1 protein-coding gene is annotated in these 1,909 nt (G+C 59.8%); it reads right to left on the bottom strand.

Annotated features, from left to right (window positions below; all coding sequences use genetic code 11):
• Positions 1-72 precede the first annotated feature (72 nt).
• Positions 73-1,494 carry a group II intron reverse transcriptase/maturase gene (gene ltrA, locus CKW29_RS25315; protein WP_095149324.1) on the bottom strand — a complete coding sequence of 474 codons (1,422 nt, stop codon included), beginning with the start codon at positions 1,492-1,494 and terminating at the stop codon, positions 73-75.
• Positions 1,495-1,909: the final 415 nt, after the last annotated feature.

Below are 1,909 nucleotides of genomic sequence, written 5' to 3'. Positions count from 1 at the left end.
GATCGAGTAGGAGGCGGTTTCACAACCGCCGTCCTCTCACACCACCGTACATACGGTTCCGTATACGGCGGTTCAGGTTATGCGGCTAAGCCGGTTAATCGTTTCCAGTATTGAGACAAGCCCCAGCGCATCCCATTGCTTCTTAGGCAGAGCCAGATTCATATGGGGCGCCCCCGCGTTCCACCACGGGCCTCGACCGTTAACGGCTGATTTCCAGGCGGTCACCTCGCTGAGCCCAAGGCGTCTCAGGTTGCGAGCCCTCATCGAGGGCCGCTTCCAGTGGCGCCACACGACACAACGGAGTTTTCGACGCACCCAGCCATCAAGCTCTTCAAGAGGACCTTTGCTTTGGCTGAGCCTGAAGTAGCCAGCCCAGCCACGCAGTACGGGGTTTAGTTGCTCGATTACATCCGACAACTTTCGGCCCCGCGCTCCACACAGCAGGTCTCTGAGTCGGTCGCGCAAGCGACCCAAACTCATCGTCGCCACCCTCAGTCTCGGTTGCCGATGTGAACTCATCCCGTAACCCAGGTAGCCACAGTCCCAAGGCCGCGCCACGCGGCTCTTTTCCCGATTCAGACTCAGTCTCAAACGCTGATTCAGGAACCGCTCAGTGCTAGCCATCACTCGTTCGCCGGCACGACGACTGCCCACGTAAATGTTCGCGTCATCGGCATAGCGCACGAAGCGATGACTCCGCCGCATAAGCTCTTGGTCGAGTTCGTTGAGCAGGATGTTCGACAGCAACGGCGAGAGCGGGCCGCCTTGCGGCGTCCCCTCCTGTCGTCGACTGGCGATCCCGCCCGACATCACACCGGCCTCGAGATAGCGGCGGATCAGCGTGAGCACACGCTTGTCTTCGATTTGGCGCGCTACGTAAGCCATCAATACATCGTGGTTGACCCAATCAAAGAACTTCTCCAGATCAAGTTCCACGCACCAGCGGTGACCCGCCGCCACATGGGCACGGGCTGTTTCGATGGCTTGGTGAGCGCTTCTGCCCGGACGAAAGCCGTAGCTGTAGTCCGAAAACAACGGATCAAAGATCGGCGTGAGCTGTTGCAGCAGGGCTTGTTGGATCAGGCGATCCACGACGCTGGGGATACCCAGTTGTCTTGTCCCGCCTTTGGGCTTGGGGATGTCGACGGCGCGTACACCTTGCGGGTGGTACTCGCCGGCCAGCAGCCGAGTCTTGAGGATCGGCCAATACTGTTTCACATAGCCCGCCAATTCGTCGACCGTCATGCCATCAGCACCCGGCGCACCCTTGTTGCTGACTACGCGTTGATACGCACGCTTGAGGTTGGCTGGTGCAAGCACCCGCTCCATCAGCGTGTCCGGCTCCGCGTTCGTCCACGCCACAGACGCCGCCGATGCTTGTGCCCTGTCAGCCGTCATCCTCGGATACCGTCCGGGACTTGGGGAAACAGTCTTCTCTTGGAGAATATTCTGCGTTTCAGCATTCGACGAGACTCTGGCGCCTACTGGCGGCATAACCTGTTCGGCCCTTGGTGGCGGGGTTATTCGCCACTTACTACGGCCTCGGCTGACTTCTGCACGCTCATCCCGTCGCCTCTCGACGCTCGGTAGCACACTGGCAAACGGGCAGATCTCCCAGGGTAATTCGCGCGACCTTCCTGCTTATGCCTGTCGGATCCACGTCGTAGCGTTCCGTGCAAGTATTGGGCTTTGACGATATGCGCCGTCTTACCCCGCTACGCCGCCTAATCCGCTTCCTGTTCGTCAGGCCAGCATTTTGCCTCGGGCTTCCTTCAGATTCGCGGTCACCCGCGACACCCTTGCCTCTGGCTAACACTTCCCCTTGCCGGGTGTGTAGAGGACTTGCACCTCCAAGTCACCAGCGTGGCCACCATAGCCAAACTGGTTGCGCTTACGCGCAACGCGCCAT

Origin of the sequence: Pseudomonas sp. Irchel s3a18 (assembly GCF_900187535.1) — a bacterium.
Lineage (GTDB): Bacteria > Pseudomonadota > Gammaproteobacteria > Pseudomonadales > Pseudomonadaceae > Aquipseudomonas.
Note: the sequence above shows the minus strand (reverse complement) of the source record. Positions and strands in the feature narration are given on the sequence as shown.

Coding starts and splice junctions, on each gene's coding strand:
- ltrA (WP_095149324.1), bottom strand. CDS start 1,494: ATGCCGCCAGTAGGCGCCAGAGTCTCGTCGAATGCTGAAACGCAGAAT.